This is a genomic window from Streptomyces specialis (genome assembly GCF_001493375.1).
GTDB classification, from domain to species: domain Bacteria; phylum Actinomycetota; class Actinomycetes; order Streptomycetales; family Streptomycetaceae; genus Streptomyces; species Streptomyces specialis.
Genome location: NZ_LN929894.1, coordinates 378,850 through 399,014, shown reverse-complemented (window position 1 = coordinate 399,014; position 20,165 = coordinate 378,850). Strand labels below are relative to the sequence as shown.

General features: G+C 72.0%; 22 protein-coding genes. 7 read left to right on the top strand and 15 right to left on the bottom strand.

Annotated features, from left to right (window positions below):
* The first annotated feature begins 50 nt into the window (after positions 1–50).
* Positions 51–959 carry a 4-hydroxy-tetrahydrodipicolinate synthase gene (gene dapA, locus BN2279_RS13860; RefSeq protein WP_059009357.1) on the top strand — a complete coding sequence of 303 codons (909 nt, stop codon included), beginning with the start codon at positions 51–53 and terminating at the stop codon, positions 957–959.
* A 12-nt stretch (positions 960–971) separates the two neighbouring features.
* Here dapA and BN2279_RS13855 read toward each other — a convergent pair whose 3' ends face one another.
* The 5 genes from BN2279_RS13855 to BN2279_RS13835 form a co-directional block, all read right to left on the bottom strand.
* Entirely contained in the window at positions 972–1,727 is a 756-nt protein-coding gene (locus BN2279_RS13855; RefSeq protein WP_234347819.1) for an EI24 domain-containing protein, read from the bottom strand.
* 170 nt (positions 1,728–1,897) lie between these two features.
* Entirely contained in the window at positions 1,898–2,641 is a 744-nt protein-coding gene (locus BN2279_RS13850) for a methyltransferase domain-containing protein (RefSeq protein ID WP_059009353.1), read from the bottom strand.
* A 182-nt stretch (positions 2,642–2,823) separates the two neighbouring features.
* Positions 2,824–3,810, bottom strand: coding sequence for a 2,3,4,5-tetrahydropyridine-2,6-dicarboxylate N-succinyltransferase (gene dapD / locus BN2279_RS13845; protein ID WP_059009352.1), 987 nt, complete (start codon positions 3,808–3,810; stop codon positions 2,824–2,826).
* Between the two features lie 10 nt (positions 3,811–3,820).
* Positions 3,821–4,399 (bottom strand): TetR/AcrR family transcriptional regulator, encoded by a 579-nt coding sequence (locus BN2279_RS13840; protein WP_059009349.1) that lies wholly within the window; start codon positions 4,397–4,399, stop codon positions 3,821–3,823.
* Positions 4,399–4,719: a DMT family transporter gene (locus tag BN2279_RS13835; protein ID WP_059009348.1), complete on the bottom strand. Its 321-nt coding sequence runs from the start codon at positions 4,717–4,719 to the stop codon at positions 4,399–4,401. The genes BN2279_RS13840 and BN2279_RS13835 overlap by 1 nt, the downstream gene beginning before the upstream one ends.
* A gap of 153 nt (positions 4,720–4,872) precedes the next feature.
* Between BN2279_RS13835 and BN2279_RS13830 the strand changes: the two genes are divergently transcribed.
* A complete protein-coding gene (locus tag BN2279_RS13830) occupies positions 4,873–5,109 on the top strand; it encodes a hypothetical protein (RefSeq protein WP_059009346.1) in 237 nt (78 codons plus the stop codon).
* 103 nt (positions 5,110–5,212) lie between these two features.
* On the opposite strand, the gene BN2279_RS13825 is transcribed toward BN2279_RS13830, so the two are convergent.
* The 8 genes from BN2279_RS13825 to BN2279_RS13790 all read right to left on the bottom strand — a co-directional run bounded on the left by BN2279_RS13825 (position 5,213) and on the right by BN2279_RS13790 (position 11,925).
* The gene (locus BN2279_RS13825) at positions 5,213–5,545 is read right to left on the bottom strand and encodes a metal-sulfur cluster assembly factor (RefSeq protein ID WP_059009344.1); all 333 of its coding nucleotides are present in this window, start codon (positions 5,543–5,545) and stop codon (positions 5,213–5,215) included.
* Positions 5,542–6,024, bottom strand: coding sequence for a Fe-S cluster assembly sulfur transfer protein SufU (gene sufU, locus BN2279_RS13820; RefSeq protein WP_059009343.1), 483 nt, complete (start codon positions 6,022–6,024; stop codon positions 5,542–5,544). Before sufU ends, BN2279_RS13825 begins: the two co-directional genes overlap by 4 nt.
* A 15-nt stretch (positions 6,025–6,039) precedes the next feature.
* Positions 6,040–7,314, bottom strand: a complete 1,275-nt coding sequence (locus tag BN2279_RS13815) for a cysteine desulfurase (RefSeq protein ID WP_059009341.1) — start codon at positions 7,312–7,314, stop codon at positions 6,040–6,042.
* A gap of 4 nt (positions 7,315–7,318) precedes the next feature.
* Positions 7,319–8,080, bottom strand: a complete 762-nt coding sequence (sufC, locus tag BN2279_RS13810; RefSeq protein WP_059009339.1) for a Fe-S cluster assembly ATPase SufC — start codon at positions 8,078–8,080, stop codon at positions 7,319–7,321.
* A 9-nt stretch (positions 8,081–8,089) separates the two neighbouring features.
* Entirely contained in the window at positions 8,090–8,428 is a 339-nt protein-coding gene (locus BN2279_RS13805; RefSeq protein ID WP_059009337.1) for a non-heme iron oxygenase ferredoxin subunit, read from the bottom strand.
* A complete protein-coding gene (gene sufD / locus BN2279_RS13800; RefSeq protein WP_059009335.1) occupies positions 8,425–9,606 on the bottom strand; it encodes a Fe-S cluster assembly protein SufD in 1,182 nt (393 codons plus the stop codon). Before sufD ends, BN2279_RS13805 begins: the two co-directional genes overlap by 4 nt.
* 76 nt (positions 9,607–9,682) lie before the next feature.
* Positions 9,683–11,104, bottom strand: a complete 1,422-nt coding sequence (sufB, locus tag BN2279_RS13795) for a Fe-S cluster assembly protein SufB (RefSeq protein WP_059009334.1) — start codon at positions 11,102–11,104, stop codon at positions 9,683–9,685.
* A complete protein-coding gene (locus BN2279_RS13790) occupies positions 11,101–11,925 on the bottom strand; it encodes a helix-turn-helix transcriptional regulator (protein WP_104531026.1) in 825 nt (274 codons plus the stop codon). Before BN2279_RS13790 ends, sufB begins: the two co-directional genes overlap by 4 nt.
* A gap of 137 nt (positions 11,926–12,062) precedes the next feature.
* Between BN2279_RS13790 and BN2279_RS13785 the strand changes: the two genes are divergently transcribed.
* The 3 genes from BN2279_RS13785 to BN2279_RS13775 are packed head-to-tail and all read left to right on the top strand — an operon-like array spanning position 12,063 to position 14,826.
* Positions 12,063–12,998 carry an ABC transporter ATP-binding protein gene (locus tag BN2279_RS13785; protein WP_059009329.1) on the top strand — a complete coding sequence of 312 codons (936 nt, stop codon included), beginning with the start codon at positions 12,063–12,065 and terminating at the stop codon, positions 12,996–12,998.
* Positions 12,995–13,783 (top strand): ABC transporter permease, encoded by a 789-nt coding sequence (locus BN2279_RS13780; protein ID WP_059009327.1) that lies wholly within the window; start codon positions 12,995–12,997, stop codon positions 13,781–13,783. The genes BN2279_RS13785 and BN2279_RS13780 overlap by 4 nt, the downstream gene beginning before the upstream one ends.
* A gap of 53 nt (positions 13,784–13,836) precedes the next feature.
* The gene (locus BN2279_RS13775; protein ID WP_059009325.1) at positions 13,837–14,826 is read left to right on the top strand and encodes a COX15/CtaA family protein; all 990 of its coding nucleotides are present in this window, start codon (positions 13,837–13,839) and stop codon (positions 14,824–14,826) included.
* Positions 14,827–15,309: 483 nt separating this feature from the next.
* Here the strand turns inward: BN2279_RS13775 and BN2279_RS13770 are convergent, their stop codons facing one another.
* Complete coding sequence (locus BN2279_RS13770) at positions 15,310–15,672, bottom strand: hypothetical protein (RefSeq protein ID WP_059009322.1); 363 nt, start codon at positions 15,670–15,672, stop codon at positions 15,310–15,312.
* Positions 15,673–15,724: 52 nt separating this feature from the next.
* A complete protein-coding gene (locus BN2279_RS13765) occupies positions 15,725–16,666 on the bottom strand; it encodes a heme o synthase (protein ID WP_059009680.1) in 942 nt (313 codons plus the stop codon).
* 265 nt (positions 16,667–16,931) lie between these two features.
* Here BN2279_RS13765 and tkt point away from each other — a divergent pair, with 265 nt between their 5' ends.
* Complete coding sequence (gene tkt / locus BN2279_RS13760) at positions 16,932–19,010, top strand: transketolase (protein WP_059009320.1); 2,079 nt, start codon at positions 16,932–16,934, stop codon at positions 19,008–19,010.
* A 35-nt stretch (positions 19,011–19,045) separates the two neighbouring features.
* Positions 19,046–20,164, top strand: coding sequence for a transaldolase (gene tal, locus BN2279_RS13755; RefSeq protein WP_059009318.1), 1,119 nt, complete (start codon positions 19,046–19,048; stop codon positions 20,162–20,164).
* Position 20,165 lies beyond the last annotated feature (1 nt).

Genomic DNA, 20,165 nt, shown 5'->3' with positions numbered 1-20,165 from the left:
GCGGTGGTGCTCAGTGGACCTCGGGCGGGGTGGGGGGTCAGACTCGGGCCATGTCTACCGGACCCTTCGGCCGTTGTGCCGCCGCCATGATCACGCCGTTCGCCGAGGACGGCTCGCTCGACCTCGACGGTGCTCAGCGGCTCGCCGCTCATCTCGTCGGGCGTGGCGGGTGCGACGCCCTCGTCGTCAGCGGGACCACCGGGGAGTCGCCCACCACCACCGATGCCGAGAAGGCCGCGCTGGTCCGGGCCGTGGTCGAGGCGGTCGGGGAACGGGCGTCCGTCGTCGCCGGGGTGGGGACCGCCGACACCCGGCACACGCTCGCGCTCGCCCGTGCCGCCGAGGCGGCCGGGGCGCACGGGCTGCTGGTCGTCACGCCGTACTACTCGCGGCCGACGCAGGAGGCGATCGTCCAGCACCTGCTGACCGTCGCGGACGGCACCGGGCTGCCCGTCATGCTCTACGACATCCCGGCCCGCACCGGAACGGGCACCGCTCTTACCGCCGCCTCACTGCACCGGCTCGCGGAGCACGAGCGGATCGTGGCGGGCAAGGACTGCGCGGCCGATCCCCTGAAGTCCGGGCTGGTGATGGCCGGTACGGACCTCGCGTACTACTCGGGCAGCGACGAGACGAACCTGCCGCTGCTGGCCCTGGGCGCCGCCGGGTGCGTCAGCACCGTCGCCAACGTGGCGGGCCGCCAGGGGCGGGCGGTACTCGACGCGTTCGCCGCCGGGGACCACGCGCCGGCGGCCCGGCGCCACGGGGCTCTGCTGCCGCTGGTCGGGGCGGTGATGGGCGAGGGGCCGGGCACGGTCGCGGGCAAGGCGCTGTGCCGGGTGGCGGGGCTGCCGGGCGGCCCGGTCCGCGCCCCGCTGCTGCCGGCCGGTGAGGAGCTGACGGGACGGCTGGTCGACGCCCTGAAGACCGCCTTGGGTTCGCCCGTGTGGGAGGGCTGAGGAGCTTCGTCGCTACAGCGGCGGCCGGTTCAGCGCGCGGTAGGGGGCGGCGTCGTGGCGCGACAGCAGCGTCGCGCCGGCGACCGCGCCCGGCATCAGGACGACGGCGGCCAGCGGGATCAGGAAGAGCAGCGCCAGCGGCACGCCGAACCCCAGGGCCAGCGCGGGGTGTTGACGGAAGAACAGCATCCGGTCCCGCAGCCGCAGACCCCGGCGGGCCATCGGCACCGACGTCAGCTCTATGGTCAGGAAGAAGCCGGTGACGGCGACACCGACCGCCGGGACCACGGTCTGCCCCAGCAGCGGTACGAAGCCGAGGAAGAACAGCGGCACGCCGAACACGGCCCACCGCAGCAGCACCCGGACGCTGTCCGCGACCTCGGTCCACCACGGCACCCCGGGCGCGCTCTCGCCGGGGCCGCCCTCGGCCCGCTCCACGCGCTCCGACAGCTTCTCGTAGAACGGGTCCCCGACCAGCAGCGTCACGGCGGTGAACGTCAGCACCGCCGTCAGCAGCGCGCCGCCGATCAGCAGCGCCGCGAACAGGACGCGCACCACCGTCCGGCTCAGGTCGCTCCAGTCGTCCGCGAACGGCGTGGCCCAGGTGATGATGTCGTCGGCCCACCGCGCGAGCAGGATCAGCGCCGCCGCGTAGATCACCAGGGTGATCAGCGCCGGCAGCAGCCCGAAGCCGAACCACCTCCGGTTCGTCAGAACCCAACGCTGCCCCAGCAGCATGAACCGCAGCCCTGTCATCGCATCGCGCACGGCGGTCAGGCTAGCGCCCGTCGAGCCCCGTTCACGCCCCCGTCCAGGTTCCGGGATCACGCGCCACGGCGTGAACCCGTTCCGCTTCGGCCGGATCCGGCTCCCCGGCGGGGCCGCCCGGCTACGCCGAGGGCCGGTCCTCACCCCGGTGGGCCGCGACCACCCGCGCTCTATCCACGACGGGCGATGGTGATGATCTCCCGGCTGGCTCCGGTGACGGGTTCCCGGTTCCAGTCACCGAACTGGGCCTCCACTTCGAAGCCCGCCTCGGCGAGGATCCCGTTGAGTGCCGCGATGTCGAGAAACCGCAGCCCTTCTCTGAGCACCCGCAGGACCGTGCCGTCCGGCTGGGCCACCGTCCCGGTGATCGTGACCACGTCGCCGTCGACGGATTCGACATCATGCCAGTACCGCAGGGCACGGCCGGTCTCGTCCACGACATCGACCACGTCGTCCGGGTTCGTGTGCGTCCACCCCTCCCAGGCGCGCGCCTGCGGATGCCGCGTCTCGAACACGAAACGCCCGCCGGGGCGCAGCGCGCCATGGATCGCGCCGAGCGAGGCGCGGACGTCGTGATCCGTCAGCAGGCTCTGGAAGGCGTGGCCGGTCATCGTCGCCAGACGGAAGCCGACGCCGCTCTCGCTCTCCGCCGCCGTTCCCAGGACCCACTCGATGTCGGCCCGGCGCCGGGCCCTGTCCAGCGCGGCGGCGTCCGGGTCCAGGCCCACCAGCCGCCCGCGGTGGCCCCGCTCACGAGCCAGACGCAGCATGGCGCCGGTGCCGCAACCGACGTCGAGGACCGACTCCGCCCCCATGACCAGCGGGAAGTAGAAGCCGTCGTCGGGCCGGGTGTCGGGATCCCAGGGGTTCAGCAGGTCGTACAGCGCGGCGGCATCGGCATCCGAGAACACCATGGCAGCGTCCGTCACTCCGTGCCCCGCGGCAACTGATTAACTCGCGGTGCCGCGCGGGCTGTTGTCCGGGCAGCGGTCGGGGCCGACGGTCCGCGCCGGCGGCATGAGCGCCCCCGCGCGGGCCGTTCCGGGGATCCACCGATCCGCCGGACCGGCCCGCGCGGGAGATACCGCCCGGGACGTCAGTTGTGGCTGTGCAGCACGGAGTTGAGGCCACCCCAGTGGCCGGTGCGCTGCAACGCCTCGACGGCCCCCGTGGTGGAGTTGCGGCGGAAGAGGAGGTTGTCCGCGCCGGAGAGCGTCAGCGCCTTGACGATCTCGCCGTCCGGCAGCGTGCCCCGGGTGCCCGCCGTGACGTACAGCCCGGCCTCGCCCACGCAGTCGTCGCCGAGCGAGATGCCGATGCCCGCCTCGGCGCCCAGCAGGCAGCGCTCACCGATCGAGACGATCTGCTTCCCGCCGCCCGACAGGGTCCCCATGATGGACGCGCCGCCGCCGATGTCGGAGCCGTCACCGACGACGACGCCCGCGCTGATGCGGCCCTCGACCATGGAGACGCCGAGCGTGCCGGCGTTGAAGTTGACGAAGCCCTCGTGCATGACGGTGGTGCCGGTGGCCAGGTGCGCGCCGAGCCGGACCCGGTCGGCGTCCGCGATCCGCACGCCCGTCGGCAGCACGTAGTCCGTCATCCGGGGGAACTTGTCGACACTGGTGACCGCCAGGTGCGCGCCCTCGGCCCGCGCCGCCAGGCGGGCCCGCTCCACGCCGTGGACGGGGACCGGGCCGAGGCTGGTCCAGGCGACGTTGGCCAGCAGACCGAAGATGCCGTCGAGGCTGAGTCCGTGCGGGCGGACCAGGCGGTGGCTGAGCAGGTGGAGCCGCAGGTAGACGTCGTGCGTGTCGAGGGGCTTGGCGCCGAGGTCCGAGATGACCGTGCGCACCGCCACCACCTCGACGCCGCGCCGGGGGTCGGGGCCGAGCGCGCGGGGCGCCTCGTCGCCGAGCAGTTCGGCGGCGCGCTCCGGCGTCAGCCGCTCGGTGCCGGAGGGGCCGGGCTCGGTGTCGAGCCGGGGGGCGGGGAACCAGGTGTCGAGCACGGTGCCGTCGGTGTCGACGGTGGCGAGCCCGGCGGCGACGGCGCCGGACGGGAGGGACGTTGCGTCGGTCATGCCCCAGACGCTAACGGGTGGGCGCGTCCGGCGGCGAACCCGTCCCGATGCCGGACACCAGGCACGCGAAGGCGGCGCGCGCCTCCTCCGGAACGTACGGGCGCCCGGTGAGCAGGTGCTGGATCAGCAGTCCGTCGGCCGCCGCGGCCAGCGCGTGCGCCGTCGCCGCGTCGGGCACCCGGGACCGCAGGAGTTCCGCGGTGCGCTCCAGGCACGCGGTGGCCAGGGGCCGCAGGGCGGGCCGCCGCAGGCCCGCGAAGTACAGCTCGTAGGCCAGCTCCGTCGCGGTCCGGTCGGGGCCGAGGCAGGCGCCGAGGTGGTCGGCCAGCGCGGCGGCGAGCGGCCGGGCGGGGCCCACGCCCTCCAGCCGGGCGGCGAGGTGGGCCAGCCAGGCGTCGTTGATCCGTTCCAGCGCGGCCGTCAGCAGCTCGTCGCGGTCCGCGAAGTGGTACGTGGTCGAGCCGAGCGGCACGTCGGCGGCGGCGGCCACGGCCCGGGGGGTGAGCCCGTCGATGCCCCGTTCGGCGACGCCCTCGACGGCCGCGGCCCCCAGGCGTCGTCTGCGGTCGGGATCGTCGCGGCGGGGCATCAGTGGGCCCCGCCGAGGTTGAGCAGCGCGCCCCCGCCGACGACCAGCAGGACGCCGAGCACCTTGGGGAGGGACGCGTTCTCGTTGAGGAACAGCACACCGATGACGGCGACGACGGCGGTCCCGGCGCCTGACCAGATGGCGTAGGCGACGCCGACCTCCATCGTCTTCAGCGTCTGGGCCAGCAGCGTGAACGCCAGCAGGTAGCAGGCGAGGGTGCCCAGGCTGGGCCACAGCCTGCTGAACCCGTCGCTCTGGTTCATGAGCATGGTCCCGATGATCTCCGCCGTGATCGCGGCGGCCAGCGTCAGATACACCATGTGTACAAGCGTACATAACGACCGGCCGATGGAGTGACCGCCCTGCGCGTCTGCCGGAAACGCGCCGCGCCCGCCCGCGATCCTTGCGGCGCGACAGCACGACACACGCCGTCAAATCACCACAAATCACCACGGAAGAGACAGGAGGAACCCATGGCCGAGTGCGAGGTCTGCGGCAACGACTACCGGATGGCCTTCGAGGTGCGCGCCGCCGGAGAGGTCCACGTCTTCGACAGCTTCGAGTGCGCCGTCCAGCGGATGGCGCCGATCTGCGAGAACTGCCAGTGCCGCATCATGGGCCACGGCCTGGAGACCGAGGACGGGCACTTCTTCTGCTGCGCCCACTGCGCCCGCACCCAGGGACACGCCCAGCTCGTCGACCACGCCTGACGGCCGGGACGGACAGCCGGAACGGCGAACACCGGGCGGCGACGGCCAGGAACCCCGTCGCCGCCGCCCGGAACCACGACTGACGAGGACGCGGCGGGACGGCTCAGACGTTGAAGCCGAGGGCCCTGAGCTGCTCGCGGCCGTCGTCGGTGATCTTGTCCGGGCCCCACGGCGGCATCCAGACCCAGTTGATCTTCAGCTCGCTGACCAGGCCCTCGGTGGCCGACTTGGCCTGGTCCTCGATCACGTCCGTCAGTGGACAGGCGGCCGAGGTGAGGGTCATGTCCACGGTCGCGATGTTCTCGTCGTCGACGTGGATGCCGTAGATCAGGCCGAGGTTGACCACATCGATCCCCAGCTCCGGGTCGACGACATCCATCATCGCCTCCAGGATCTCCTCCTCGCTCGCCGGCGCGGTGGTCGCGGTCTCGCTCATGCGGTCCTTCCCTTCGGTGCGCTGTCCTTCAGCCCCGCGTCGCCCAGCGCCTGGGCCGTCGCGTCCTTCCAAGCCATCCAGCTCAGCAGCGCGCACTTCACACGCGCCGGGTACTTCGAGACGCCGGCGAACGCGACCGCGTCCTCCAGCACCTCTTCCATGGCGTCGTCCGGGACGACCTGCCCGCGCGACTGCATCAGCTCCAGGAACGTCTCCTGGATGCCCAGCGCCTCCGGCAGCTCCTTGCCCACGAGCAGCTCGTTCAGCACCGAGGCGCTGGCCTGGCTGATCGAGCAGCCCTGCCCCTCGTAGGACACGTCGGCGACGACCTGGCCCTCGTACCGCACCCGCAGCGTGATCTCGTCGCCGCACGTGGGATTCACGTGGTGCACCTCGGCGTCGCCGTCGCGCAGGCCGCGGCCGTGCGGGTGCTTGTAGTGGTCCAGGATCACGTCCTGGTACATCGATTCGAGCTGCACGTCCTCAAACCACCCTCATCCGAAGAAGCGACGCACGTACTCCAGACCGGTGACGAGGGCGTCCACCTCGGCCGGTGTCGAGTACAGGTAGAACGACGCCCGTGTGGTCGCGGGAATTCCGTACCGCAGGCAGACGGGGCGGGCGCAGTGGTGGCCGACCCGCACCGCGATGCCCTGCTCGTCCAGCACCTGGCCCACGTCGTGGGGGTGGATGTCGCCCAGGGTGAACGAGATGGTCGCGCCGCGGTCCTCGCCCGTCACCGGGCCGATGATCCGCAGGTCCGGCACCTCGGCGAGCCGGTCCAGCGCGTACCGGGTTATGGCGTGCTCGTGCGCGGCGATCTTCTCCATGCCGATGCCGCTCAGGTAGTCCACGGCCGCGCCGAGCCCGACCGCCTGGGCGATCGGCGGGGTGCCCGCCTCGAACTTGTACGGCGCCGCGGCGTACGTCGAGGAACTCATGGTGACGGTCTCGATCATCTCGCCGCCGCCGAGGAACGGGGGCAGGTCCTCCAGCAGCTCCTGGCGGCCCCACAGCACGCCGATGCCGGTCGGGCCGCACATCTTGTGGCCGGTGAAGGCGACGAAGTCGGCGCCGAGGGACTGCACGTCCACCCGCATGTGCGGCGCGGCCTGGGAGGCGTCGATGACGACGAGGGCGCCGACCTCCTGCGCGCGGCGGACGATGCGGTCCACCGGGTTCAGGGTGCCGAGCACGTTGGAGACCAGCACGAACGAGACGACCTTGGTCCGCTCGGTGATGATCCGGTCGATGTCCGACAGGTCGAGCCGGCCGTCGTCGGTGAGGCCGAACCACTTCAGCTCGGCACCGGTGCGCTGCGCGAGGAGCTGCCACGGCACGATGTTGGAGTGGTGCTCCATCTCCGTGATGACGATCTCGGTGCGGGCGTCCACGCGGTAGGGCTCGTCGGCCCAGCCCAGCATGTTGGCGACCAGGTTGAGCGACTCCGAGGCGTTCTTCGTGAAGATCACCTCGTCGCGGCTGGGCGCGTTGATGAACGCGGCGACCTTGTCGCGGGCGCCCTCGTAGAGCGCGGTCGCCTCCTCCGCCAGCACGTGCACGCCGCGGTGGACGTTGGAGTGGTGCTGCTCGTAGTAGTCGTTGAGCGCGTCGAGGACCTGGCGGGGCTTGTGCGAGCTGGCCGCGTTGTCCAGATAGACCAGCGGCTTCCCGCCGTGCACCGTGCGGTGCAGGATCGGGAAGTCCTTGCGGATCGTCTCGGTGTCGAGCAGGCCCGGCAATACCGGACCCGGATGTGTCTGGGTCATGGCCCTACCCCACTGTTCCCTTGGTGTACTGCTCGTAGCCCTCGGCCTCCAGCTTGTCGGCCAGCTCGGGGCCGCCGGACTCGACGATCCGCCCGGCCGCGAAGACGTGGACGTGGTCGGGCTTGATGTAGCGCAGGATGCGCGTGTAGTGCGTGATGAGGAGGGTGCCGACCTCGCCCGACTCGCGGACCCGGTTGACGCCCTCGGAGACGATGCGCAGCGCGTCGATGTCCAGGCCCGAGTCGGTCTCGTCCAGGATCGCGATCTTCGGCTTCAGCAGTTCGAGCTGGAGGATCTCGTGGCGCTTCTTCTCGCCGCCGGAGAAGCCCTCGTTGACGTTGCGCTCGGCGAACGCCGGGTTCATCTCCAGGCGCGCCATCGCCTCCTTGACCTCCTTGACCCACGTCCGCAGCTTGGGGGCCTCACCGCGGACGGCGGTGGCGGAGGTGCGCAGGAAGTTGGAGACGGAGACGCCGGGGATCTCGACCGGGTACTGCATGGCGAGGAAGACACCGGCCCGCGCCCGCTCGTCCACGGACATCGCCAGGACGTCCTCGCCGTCCAGCGCGACCGAGCCGCCGGTGATCGTGTACTTGGGGTGCCCGGCCAGCGAGTAGGCCAGCGTGGACTTGCCGGAGCCGTTGGGGCCCATGATGGCGTGCGTCTCGCCCTGCTTCACGGTCAGATCGACCCCGCGCAGGATCTCTTTGGGGCCGCCTTCGCCGTCGACGGAGACGTGCAGGTCGTGGATCTCAAGCGTTGCCATGGGGATCTCTCAGGACTCCTGGGTGAGGGAGACGAGCACGGCCGCGTCGGGGCCGTCTCCTTCGATCTTGACGGGGTAAACGGGAATGGGCCGGGTCGCCGGCAGGCCGGAGGGCTTGCCGGTGCGCAGGTCGAAGCTGGAGCCGTGCAGCCAGCACTCGATCTGGCAGTCCTCCACCTCGCCCTCGGACAGGGACACGTTCGCGTGGGAACAGATGTCGTTGACCGCGAAGACCTCGCCCTCGGTGCGGACGACGGCGACGGGCACGTCACCGACCTCCACGCGCCGGGGGACGTCCTCCTCCAGGTCGCCGAGCGCGCAGACCTTGACGAATGCGGCGGCGGTCATGCGATCGACGCCTTCAGCTCGGCCTCCAGCTTGGCGATCAGCCGCTCCTCGACGTCGGGGACGCCGATCTGCTGGACGAGCTCCGCGAAGAAGCCGCGCACGACCAGGCGGCGCGCCTCCTCGGCGGGGATGCCGCGGGCCATCAGGGAGAAGAGCTGCTCGTCCTCGAACCGGCCGGTGGCCGAGGCGGGGCCGGCGCCCACGATCTCGCCGGTCTCGATCTCCAGGTTCGGCACGGAGTCGACCCGCGCGCCGTCGGTGAGGACGAGGTTGCGGTTCAGCTCGTAGGTGTCGGTGCCGGTGGCGGCGGCCCGGATCAGCACGTCGCCGATCCACACCGCGTGCGCGTCGGTGCCCTGGAGCGCCCCCTTGTAGGCCACGTCGCTGCGGCAGTTGGGCGCGGTGTGGTCCACGAACAGCCGGTGCTCCTGGTGCTGGCCGTTGTGCGTGAAGTACAGCCCGTACAGCTCGGCCTCGCCGCCGGGGGCGGCGTAGGTGACGCGCGGGTGGATGCGGACCAGATCACCGCCGAAGGTGACGACGACCGACTTGAACGACGCGTCGCGGCCGATCAGCACGTTGTGCTGCGAGCAGTGCACGGCGGTGCCGTCCCAGTCCTGCACGGAGACGACGGTGAGCTTGGCGCCGTCGCCGACCTGGAACTCCACGTTGGCGGAGCGGACGGTGTCACCCGTGTGGTCCAGGACGAGGACGGCCTCGGCGAAGGCCCCGACGGAGAAGACGGTGTGCCCGTAGGTGACGCCGCCCTCGCCGTGCAGGCTCACCCGCACCGGCTCGGTCAGCACCGCCTCGGCGGGCACCGAGACGACCGTCGCCTTCTCGAAGGCGCTGAACGCCTGCGCGGCCACCCGGTCCACCGGCTTGCCGGCCTTGCCGATCCGGGGATCGTCGCGGCCGACGGTCTCGACGGTGACGGCGTCGGGCGCGTCGACCACGACCTTCACCGAGCCGTCCGCCGTCGCCGTTCCGTCGTGCAGCCCCCGCAGGCGGTCGAGCGGGGTGAAGCGCCACTCCTCCTCGCGGCCGTGCGGCACGGGGAAGTCCGCCACGTCGAAGGACGGCGGGGCGCTCATCCGGGTGGCCACCGTGGAATCGGCGGCCACCGCGATCGCCCCTCCGGATGTCGCTCCGGCCGGGATGCTCTGGGCCTCAGCCATGGGTCTCGTCGTGCTCACTCTCTTGATCGAACGCTTGCCGGTCTGCCGGTCTGTCGGGTCGTCGCGGGCGGCCGGGTCAGCCGACCGCGCCCTCCATCTGGAGCTCGATCAGCCGGTTCAGCTCCAGGGCGTACTCCATGGGCAGCTCCTTGGCGATCGGCTCGACGAAGCCGCGCACGATCATCGCCATCGCCTCCTGCTCGGACAGGCCGCGGCTCATGAGGTAGAAGAGCTGGTCGTCGCTGACCTTCGAGACGGTCGCCTCGTGGCCCATCGTCACGTCGTCCTCGCGGACATCGACGTACGGGTACGTGTCGGAGCGGGAGATCGTGTCCACGAGCAGCGCGTCGCACAGCACGCTGGACCGCGAGCCCTCGGCGCCCTCCCCGATCTCGATCAGACCGCGGTACGACGTCCGGCCGCCGCCCCGGGCCACCGACTTGGAGACGATGTTGGACGAGGTGCGCGGGGCCATGTGGACCATCTTCGCGCCGGCGTCCTGGTGCTGGCCCTCGCCCGCGAAGGCGACGGACAGCGTCTCGCCCCGGGCGTGCTCGCCCATCAGGTAGACCGCCGGGTACTTCATGGTGACCTTGGAGCCGATGTTCCCGTCGACCCACTCCATGGTGGCGCCCTCGTAGGCGACGGCGCGCTTGGTCACCAGGTTGTACACGTTGTTCGACCAGTTCTGGATCGTCGTGTAGCGGCAGCGACCGCCCTTCTTGACGATGATCTCCACGACCGCCGAGTGCAGCGAGTCCGAGTCGTAGATCGGGGCGGTGCAGCCCTCGACGTAGTGCACGTACGCGTTCTCGTCGACGATGATCAGGGTCCGCTCGAACTGGCCCATGTTCTCGGTGTTGATCCGGAAGTACGCCTGGAGCGGGATGTCGACGTGCACGCCCGGCGGCACGTAGATGAACGAGCCGCCCGACCACACCGCCGTGTTCAGCGCGGCGAACTTGTTGTCGCCGACCGGGATCACGGTGCCGAAGTGCTCCTGGAACAGCTCCGGGTGCTCCTTCAGCGCGGTGTCGGTGTCGAGGAAGATGACGCCCTGCTTCTCCAGGTCCTCACGGATCTGGTGGTACACGACCTCCGACTCGTACTGCGCCGCGACGCCCGCGACCAGCCGCTGCTTCTCGGCCTCGGGGATGCCCAGCTTGTCGTACGTGTTCTTGATGTCCTCCGGCAGGTCCTCCCAGCTCTGGGCCTGCTTCTCGGTGGACCGCACGAAGTACTTGATGTTGTCGAAGTCGATGCCGCTGAGGTCGGAGCCCCAATTGGGCATGGGCTTCTTGCCGAAGAGCTTCAGCCCCTTCAGCCGCAGCTTCAGCATCCACTCCGGCTCCGCCTTCTTCGCCGAGATGTCGCGGACGACGGCCTCGGACAGGCCCCGCTTCGCGGCGGCTCCGGCGGCGTCGGAGTCGGCCCAGCCGTATTCGTACTTGCCCAGCCCTTCGAGCTCGGGGTGGGCCGTCTCCGTGGGGAGCGTCATGCGGGGTTCCTCCCGGCGTTGCGTGGTGATGCGGTGGTCTCGGACGAGGTCTCGTTCTCGGTCCCGGCCGGTGGGACCGGGTGCGGCTGGTGCTCCGGCCCGGGCACGAACGTCGTGCACACGCCGTCGCCGTGGGCGATGGTCGCCAGGCGCTGCACATGGCTGCCGAGCAGGCGGGAGAAGACCTCGGTCTCCGCCTCGCAGAGCTGCGGGAACCGCGCGGCGGCGTGCGCCACCGGGCAGTGGTGCTGGCAGAGCTGCTCCCCCGCGGGCGCCGGAACGCCCCGGGTCGCCGCAGCATAACCGTGCCGCGTCAGCGCCTCCGCCAGCGCCCGGGCCCGGCCCTCGGGCTCGGCCCGCTCCAGGAACGGACGGTACGCCTCCGCCTGCTCCTCGGCCCTGGCCCGCGCGAAGGCCATCACGGCCGCCGCGCCCTTCTCGCCGCCGCCCGCGGCGGCCTCGATCCAGCGCAGCGCCTCGACGGCCAGCTCGTCGTAAGCCTGGTCGAAAGCGCCCCGGCCCGCGTCGGTGAGGGCGAAGACCTTGGCGGGGCGCCCCCGGCCGCGCGAGCCGTAGACCCGCTTCTCGCGGGCCTCGACCAGGCCGTCGGCGGCCAGTGCGTCCAGGTGGCGCCGCACCGCCGCCTGGGTCAGCCCCAGCCGGTCGGCCAGCTCGGCCGCGGTGGACGGGCCGTGGTCCAGAATGGAGCGCGCGACCCGGCGGCGCGTGCCGGACTGCTCCTCGGGCGCCGCGGACAGCGCGGGTCCACCGGCGGCACCCTCGGCCACCGGCGTCGTCCGCCGTCCGCTCCCGTTTTTCACAACGCCATTGTTGCGTAATTCCGGCGACACGGGCAAGCCGCGTTCTGACCAGCCGCAATGCAGTGTGTCACGTAAGGCATACCTAACCTGCGGGACCGGCGCACGGGCCGCCGCGAAAGGTTCCTAGACTCGCCCCCATGCGCAACGCAGGGGCGGAACCCGCGGTCGAAGCACTCGGCCTGGTCAAGCGGTACGGCCGCACGACCGCGATCGACGGCCTCGACCTGACCGTCGCCCGCGGAACCGTGGCCGCCGTGCTCGGGCCGAACGGCGCGGGCAAGACCACCACCATCGAGCTGTGCGAGGGCTACCGCGCCCCCGACGCGGGACACCTGCGGGTGCTCGGCCTGGACCCGGTCACCGAAGGACCGGCGCTGCGCCCGCGCATCGGGGTGATGCTCCAGGACGGCGGCGTCTACCCCGGCGTCCGGGCCGAGGAGATGCTGCGGCACGTCGCCCGGCTGCACGCCCACCCGCTCGACGTGGACGACCTGATCGAACGCCTCGGCCTCGGCTCCTGCGGGCGCACGCCCTACCGCAGGCTCTCCGGCGGCCAGCGGCAGCGGCTGGCCCTGGCGCTGGCCGTGGTCGGCCGGCCCGAGCTGGTCTTCCTGGACGAGCCGACCGCGGGCCTCGACCCGCAGGCCCGGCACGCCACGTGGCAGCTCGTGCGCGAGCTGCGGGCCGACGGCGTCACCACCGTGCTGACCACGCACCTGATGGACGAGGCCGAGGAGCTGTCCGACGACGTCGCCATCGTGGACTCCGGCCGCGTCATCGCGCGCGGCACCCCGGCCGACCTGTGCCGGGGCGGCGGCTCCGACGTGCTGCGGTTCTCCGGCCGCCCCGGTCTCGACCTGATCTCGCTGCGCGCGGCGCTGCCGCTGGGCAGCGAGGCGTCCGAGCCGAGCCCCGGCAGCTACCGGATCACCGGCGACGTCGGCCCCCGGCTGCTGGCGACCGTCACCGCCTGGTGCGCCCAGCACGGGGTGCTGGCCGACCGGATCACCACCCAGCGGCACACCCTGGAGGACGTCTTCCTGGAGCTGACCGGCAAGGAGCTGCGTTCATGACCCTCACCACCGGCCGCCACACGCCCCGCCCGGGCGGGGCGCCGCTGGCCCGGATGATCGCCGCCCAGGCCGGTCTCGAGACCCGGATGCTGCTGCGGCACGGCGAGCAGCTCCTGCTGACGGCCGTCATCCCGACGCTGCTGCTGGTGCTGTTCGGCGCGGTGGACATCATCGACGTGTCCGCCGAGGAACGGGCCGGAGGCGAGCGCGTCGACTTCCTGGCGCCCGGCATCCTCGCCCTCGCGGTGCTCTCCACCGCCTTCACCGGCCAGGCCATCGCCACCGGCTTCGAACGGCGCTACGGCGTGCTGAAACGACTCGCCGTCTCGCCGCTGCCGCGCTGGGGGCTGATGTGCGGCAAGACGTGCGCGGTGCTGGTGACGCTGGCGCTCCAGACCGCGCTGCTGACGGCGGTGGCGCTGGCCCTGGGCTGGTCCCCGCGCGGGAACCCGCTGGCCGTGGCCGTCCTGATGCTGCTGGGCACCGCCGCGATGTCCGGCCTGGGCCTGCTGATGGCCGGGACGCTGCGCGCGGAGGCGACCCTCGCGGCGGCGAACCTCGTCTTCGTCCTGCTGGTGTTCTTCGGCGGCGTGGTGGTCCCGCTGGACGACTTCCCCGCCACCGTGCGCGACGTGCTGGAACTGCTGCCGGTGACGGCCCTCGCCGAGGGCCTGCGCGAGGTCCTGCGCGACGGCGGCCCCATGCCCTGGCCCCAGGCCGGTGTCCTGACGGCGTGGGCCGCGGCGAGCCTGGCGGCGGCGGCCCGTTTCTTCCGCTGGGAGTGACGGCGTCCGCCCCCTCGTGAAGGAGTGCACAAGCGCGGGCATACCATGAGCGGGTGCTGAAAGCAGTGCGAAACCCCCTCGCCTTCATCGCCGCCCGCTGGACCCCGAGCCCGCGGACCGTACGGCGCGCCGCGCTCGCCTCGCTCGTGATGAGCGTGGCCATCGTGATCACCGGCGGCGCCGTGCGGCTCACCGGCTCCGGGCTCGGCTGCGAGACCTGGCCCAAGTGCAGCGGCGACAGCCTCGTCGCGACCCAGGAGATGGGCGTGCACGGGCTGATCGAGTTCGGCAACCGGATGCTGACCTACGTGGTCTGCGCGGCCGTCGGCTGGGTCATCATCGCCTCCCGGGCCGCGAAGCCCGAGCGGCGCGGCGTCACGCGGCTGGGCTGGGCCCAGTTCTGGGTCGTCATGTTCAACGGTGTGCTCGGCGGCCTCACCGTGCTCGCCGAGCTGAACCCGTTCCTCGTCGCCGGCCACTTCCTGGCCGCCATCGCGCTGCTCACCGTGACCACGCTCACGTGGCAGCGCGTCCGTGAGGGCGACGACACGCCCCGGCCCCTCGTCGGCGTCCCCGTGCGCCGCGCCGTCGTCGCACTGACCGGGCTCGCCGGGGCGCTGATGGTGGTCGGCACGGCCGTCACCGGCACGGGTGAGCACGCGGGCGACAGCAGCGACATCGAGCGGATGCCGTTCGACTGGGAGTGGATCACCCGCGTCCACTCGCTGCTGGCCTGGGCCGTGGTGCTGGGCACGGCGGCGGTCTGGATCGCCCTGCGGACCATGGACGCCCCCCCGGCGACGCTGGCCAGGGCGCGGGACCTGTTCGTCGTGCTGATGGGCCAGGGCGTCATCGGCTACACCCAGTACTTCCTGGACGAGCCCGAGGGCCTGGTGGCGCTCCACCTCCTGGGCTCGACCCTGGTCTGGATCGCGGTCCTGCGCCTGCTCCTCGCCACCCGCGACCGCGGCCAGGCCCCCACCCCCGGCCACGCCCCCGAACGGATCAAGGACAGCGCCGAGGAGACCCCGGTCCCGGCCTAGGGTCTGCCTTCCGGATCCTGGATCGTGGAGTGCCCGGCCTCGGCCCGTTCGGCGTCCGCCGGGGTGTGCACGCGGCCCAGCGCATCGGCTGGAACGGCCCCGCGACGCCGCCGTCAGATGGCTGGGGCAGCAGCGGGGCCGGGTCCGTACGCACGGCGCCGGAGCGGCCGGCCGCCTGCCGTACCTGCGCCGGTCCGGGCGGGCCGCCCTCCGTACGCCGCCCGCGCCGACGGCGACCGGTGGCGCCCCCCGGCCCACGCCGGGAGCCGTTCAGGCTTTCCAGCCCGTGGGGCCGACCGCCCGTCGCCGGGGCCGGCTCGTCCCGCGCGGTGGCCTCATCGGCGCCCGGACGGATGGCCGGCGGCCGGGCAGTCCGGCCCGCGATCCGGCGGACGACGCGGGCCTCCGCCCGAAGGCGCCGAGGACCGGCTCCCTGTGGCCGCACCGGTCCATCGGGGTCGAGGAGGGAGCCGTCCCGGTGGCTCAGGCGTTGTTGCTCGGGCCGCCGATCTGGATGCCGGCCATCCGGGACCATTCGTACGGTCCGGTCTTCACCCGCGCGGCGAGGTCGCCGTCGAACGTCTCGCGCAGCTCGACCCTGCTCTGCCGGGCCGCCTCCTCCAGCGCCTCGCGGTGCGCGTTCACCACGTCACCCCAGGCGCCGTCGGACCCGACGAGCACCAGGCGGTAGCCCCGGGTGCCGAGGTAGGCGATCTGCCCCTCGGCCTGCCCGCCGTGCGCGGCGGAGAAGGAGCGGATGCGGCGGGTCAGGCGCTTCACCTCGCGCCCGTTCACGGGAGGACGGGCGGGGCCGGGCTCCTCGGTCACTTCAGCGGTGTCAGTCATGAGCGCATCCTACCGGCCAGTAAGTTCCACGGGGAGGGGGGTCGGGGAGAGATCAGCGCAGGAAGGGGTCGATGGCGACGGCCAGGAAGAGCACCGAGACATAGGTGATCGACCAGTGGAACAGTCGCATCTCCTTCAGCTTCGCGCCCTTCAGCCCCGCGCGGGCGCGCGCCGACAGCGCGTGCGCCTCCCAGAGCCACCAGCCACCGGCGAGCGCGGCGACCACCGGGTAGAACCAGCCGGTGTACCCCAGCGGCCACAGCGACAGCGACACCGCGACCATCACCCAGCTGTAGACGACGATCTGCCGCGCCACGACCGTGTTCGCCGCGATGACGGGCAGCATCGGCACACCCACCCGCGCGTAGTCGTCCTTCACCTTCATCGACAGCGGCCAGTAGTGCGGCGGCGTCCAGAAAAAGATCACCAGGAAGAGGACGACCGCGGCCGACGACAGCGAACCGGTCACCGAGGACCAGCCGATCAGCACCGGCATGCACCCGGCGATCCCGCCCCACACGATGTTCTGCGCGGTGCGGCGCTTGAGCCACAGCGTGTAGATCAGCACGTAGAAGAGGAGCGCGCCGAGCGACAGCGCGGCCGACACCCAGTTGACCAGCAGCCCGAACCACAGCGTGGACAGGACCGCGAGGGCCAGGCCGAACACCAGGCACTCGCCGGGCCGGACGGCACCGGTGACCAGGGGCCGGTTCTGCGTGCGGTGCATCAACGCGTCGATGTCGCGGTCGATGTACATGTTCAGCGCGTTCGCGCCACCCGCCGACAGATAGCCGCCGAAGCAGGTGGCGAGGACCAGCCACAGGTCCGGCACACCCTGCTCCGCCAGGAACATCACCGGCACGGTGGTGATCAGCAGCAGCTCGATGATGCGCGGCTTCGTCAGTGCGATGAACGCCTTGACCCGGGCTCCCGGTGTCCCCTGGTCGGAGCCCGGTCCGGGCTCCGTCGCGGGACGGGAATCGACGGCCGTCACGGACACCTCATGGTTGTGCGACATCAGCGGAAGGCGCTGCGGGCAAGTACCTCGTCACTCTAGACGCCCGGCTTGCGCCGCTTGTCGCCGGGTCCCCCGTGTTGCCGCGCGTGCCGGAACCGCCGGGCTGGGGCACCCTGGAAACGTCGGCGGTCGGCCCGTTGATCCGAAAGGTAGGCTCGGTCGCGCCCGATGAGCCGTGCCCGCCGCAGGGGGAGGGCGGGCCGCCGGGCCTGACACATGCGGGAAGGAGCCCTGACGCAGGGTGAGCAGCAAGCCGACCACTTCAGACCTCGAATGGACCGATCTTGACCAACGGGCGGTGGACACCGCCCGGGTACTGGCCATGGATGCCGTGCAGAAGGTCGGGAACGGCCACCCCGGCACGGCGATGAGTTTGGCGCCCGCCGCCTACCTCCTCTGCCAGAAGCTGATGAGCCACGATCCGTCGGACCCGGACTGGACCGGTCGCGACCGCTTCGTGCTCTCCGTGGGTCACACCAGCCTCACGCTGTACATCCAGCTCTACCTGGCCGGGTACGGCCTGGAGCTGGACGACCTGAAGTCCTTCCGCGTCTGGGGCTCCCGGACCCCGGGCCACCCCGAGCACGGCCACACCGACGGCGTGGAGACCACCACCGGCCCGCTGGGCCAGGGCGTGGCCAACGCCGTGGGCATGGCGATGGCCGCCCGGTACGAGCGCGGTCTGTTCGACCCGGACGCCGCCCCGGGCGACTCGCCGTTCGACCACACCGTGTGGGTCATCGCCGGTGACGGCGACCTCCAGGAGGGCGTGGCCGCCGAGGCCGCCTCGCTCGCCGGCCACCAGAAGCTGGGCAACCTGGTCCTGCTCTACGACGACAACCACATCTCCATCGAGGGCGACACCGCCACCGCGTTCTCCGAGGACGTGCTGGCCCGGTTCGCGGCGTACGGCTGGCACACCCAGCGCGTCGCGCCGAAGAAGAGCGGCGACCTCGACCCGCACGCGCTGCACGAGGCGTTCCTGGCCGCCAAGGCGGAGACCGGGCGGCCCTCGATCATCGCCGCCCGCTCGATCATCGCCTGGCCCGCCCCCAACGCCCAGAACACCGAGGCCGCGCACGGCTCGGCGCTGGGCGCGGAGGAAGTGGCCGCCACCAAGCGGGTCCTGGGCTTCGACCCCGAGCGGGACTTCGACGTCACGGACGCCGTCCTCGCCCACACCAGGGCGGCCGTCGAGCGCGGGCAGCGGGCCCGCGCCGCCTGGGAGGAGCGGCTCGCCGCCTGGCGCGAGGCCAACCCTGAGCGCGCCGCCGAGTTCGACCGGATCCGCGCCCGGCGGCTGCCGGACGGCTGGGAGAAGGTCCTGCCCGTCTTCGAGCCCGGCAAGGCCGTGGCCACGCGCAAGGCGTCCGGCCAGGTGCTGAAGGAGCTGGGCGGGGTCATCCCCGAACTGTGGGGCGGCTCGGCCGACCTCGCGGGCTCCAACAACACCACGATCGACGCCTCTTCGTCGTTCCTGCCCGAGGGCAACCCGCTGCCCGAGGCGAACCCGTACGGCCGCACCGTGCACTACGGCATCCGCGAGCACGCCATGGGCTCGGCGATGAACGGCGTGGCGCTGCACGGCAACACCCGGATCTACGGCGGCACGTTCCTGGTCTTCTCGGACTACATGCGCCCGGCCGTCCGGCTGGCCGCGCTGATGAAGCTGCCCGTCACCTACGTGTGGACGCACGACTCCATCGGCCTGGGCGAGGACGGCCCGACGCCCCAGCCGATCGAGCACCTGTCCGCGCTGCGCGCCATCCCCGGGCTGAACATCGTGCGCCCGGCCGACGCCAACGAGACCGCCATCGCCTGGCGCGAGATCATCAAGCGGCAGGGCACCCACCCCGCCCCGCACGGCCTGGCCCTGACCCGGCAGAACGTGCCGACGTACGCGCCGAACGAGAACACGGCGCTGGGCGGTTACATCCACACCGAGGCCGAGGGCGGCACCCCCCGCGTCATCCTCATCGGCACCGGCTCCGAGCTGCAGATCGCCCTGGCCGCCCGCGACGAGCTCCAGGCCGACGGCGTTCCCACCCGGGTCGTCTCGATGCCCTGCGCCGAGTGGTTCGAGGAGCAGGACCGGGGGTACCGCGACCATGTCCTGCTTCCCGCCGTCCGCGCCCGCGTGGCGGTGGAGGCGGGAGTGGGCATGAGCTGGTACCGGTATGTGGGCGACGCCGGACGCGTGGTGTCCCTGGAGCACTTCGGGGCCTCGGCCGACTACGAGACGCTGTACCGCGAGTTCGGCCTGACCCACGACGCCGTGGCGCTGGCCGCGCGGGAATCCCTCACGGTCGCCGAGCGCTGACACCGATACACGAGACAGCAGGAGATGCGATTTCCATGACCGACGCACTCAAGCGCCTCTCCCAGGAGGGTGTCGCGATCTGGCTGGACGACCTGTCGCGCACGTTGATCACGTCCGGCGACCTGGCCGAGCTGCTCGACCAGCAGCACGTGGTGGGCGTCACCACCAACCCGTCGATCTTCCAGAAGGCCATCTCGGAGGGCGAGGGGTACGACGAGCAGCTCGCCGACCTGGCCGCCCGCCGGGTCACGGTCGAGGAGGCGGTGCGCATGATCACCACCGCCGACGTCCGTGACGCCGCCGACGTGCTGCGCCCGGTGTACGAGGCGACCGGCGGTCTCGACGGCCGCGTCTCCATCGAGGTCGATCCGCGCCTGGCGCACGACACGCGGGCCACGGTCGCCGAGGCCAAGCAGTTGGCGTGGCTGGTCGACCGGCCCAACATCTTCATCAAGATCCCGGCCACCCGCGCCGGGCTGCCCGCCATCACCGAGACGATCGCGCGCGGCATCAGCGTCAACGTCACGCTGATCTTCTCGCTGGAGCGGTACCGCGAGGTGATGGACGCCTACCAGGCGGGCCTGGAGAAGGCGCAGGCCAAGGGGTTGGACCTGGCCACGATCTACTCGGTGGCGTCGTTCTTCGTGTCGCGCGTCGACACCGAGATCGACAAGCGGCTGGACGCCCTGGGCACCGGCGACGCCACGGCGCTGCGCGGCAAGGCGGCGCTGGCCAACGCCCGGCTCGCGTACCAGGCGTACGAGGAGGTCGCCGCCGCCGACCGCTGGCAGGCGCTGTCCCGCGCCGGGGCCAACCCGCAGCGCCCGCTGTGGGCCTCGACCGGCGTGAAGGACCCGGCCTACCCGGACACGCTGTACGTGACCGAGCTGGTCGCCCCCGGCACCGTCAACACCATGCCGGGCGCCACCCTGTCCGCCACCGAGGACCACGGCGAGATCAGCGGGAACACGGTCGCGGGCACCTACGAGCAGGCGCGCGCCGACCTCGACGCGCTGGAGAAGGCCGGTATCTCCTACGACGAGGTCGTCCAGCTCCTGGAGGACGAGGGCGTGGATAAGTTCGAGACGGCGTGGAACGGGCTGCTCGAATCCACCCAGGCCGAGCTGGAGCGTCTGGCCGGCGGGAAGGACTGAG